The organism is Calidifontimicrobium sp. SYSU G02091 (assembly GCF_022631395.1).
Classification (GTDB): Bacteria; Pseudomonadota; Gammaproteobacteria; order Burkholderiales; family Burkholderiaceae_C; genus Calidifontimicrobium; species Calidifontimicrobium sediminis.
This window is the reverse complement of record NZ_JALBGB010000085.1, coordinates 1-922: the sequence shown is the minus strand read 5'-3', so window position 1 is coordinate 922 and position 922 is coordinate 1. Positions and strand designations below refer to the sequence as shown.

2 protein-coding genes are annotated in these 922 nt (G+C 61.4%); both read left to right on the top strand.

The window, feature by feature from the left end; all coding sequences use genetic code 11:
- Positions 1 to 356: hypothetical protein (locus MOJ79_RS18865; protein ID WP_241925540.1), on the top strand; the 356-nt coding region annotated here is incomplete at its 5' end.
- Positions 356 to 922, top strand: a 567-nt coding sequence (locus tag MOJ79_RS18860) for a hypothetical protein (protein WP_241925539.1), incomplete at its 3' end; no start/stop codon positions are given. The genes MOJ79_RS18865 and MOJ79_RS18860, both read left to right, overlap by 1 nt.

Sequence of the window (922 nt, the reverse complement as noted above, 5' to 3'; positions counted from 1 at the left end):
CGAGCGCGTCGGCCACCCGCTATTCGGAAACGACGCACTCTATGCCGTGGAAGGGCAACCGCAGCAACCTGCGCATGCACTTCAACGACGGGACGTGGAAAACGCCGCTCACGACGCCGTGGCAGAACGCCACGATGGCCAACAGCGTCCGGCCCGCCGAGAGCACCTACGCGCTGTATCCGGTGATGCTGTACGACGCCACGAACATGTACGGCGTGCTCGACGGCATCTACCACATCACAGGCTTCAACAACGGCGTGGAGAACACGCTCACGATCGGCGGCAAGAACTACGTCGTCATCCAGGACGTCTGGCGCACCGGCTTCGGCGACTACATCGCGATGGAGCTTTCCTGATGCCTTACGCGACCGGCACCGCGAACTCGGCCACCGAACTGCGTGACGCGATCGTTGCCGCGGCCACCGCGAACGGGTGGACGTGGGACTCGACGAACAGCATGCTCTACAAGGGCGTCATCTACGGCAAGCTCACCGTCAGCGGTTTGCGTTTGTTCGTCCAGGCGGCCCTGGGATACTCGGGCTCCACGCTCACGACGCCAGCAAACAGGCAGGTCGGTATCTCCGATGTGCTGACGTCGAGCGGCAACACGCCGCTGAGCTACCCGCTGACGTATCACATCTTCATTCACACGGACCCGGACGACATCATCGTCGCCGTCAACTATCAGGTCAGCTGGTGGCAGTGGCTGGCAATCGGACAGGCGGTCAATCTGGGCGTCAACGGCAACTGCATGTGGCAGTGGGGGACGACGACGAGCGATCTGGCTTCAGGAAATGGTGTTGCGGTGCTCATCAATGGCAGTGCTGGCGGAAGCGGTTTCACACGAACATCTGGGGCTCCATTCTGGAAGCAGAACGATTCCGCCGGCGTATTGGCAAGCTCGATTTACTTGAACCATCAG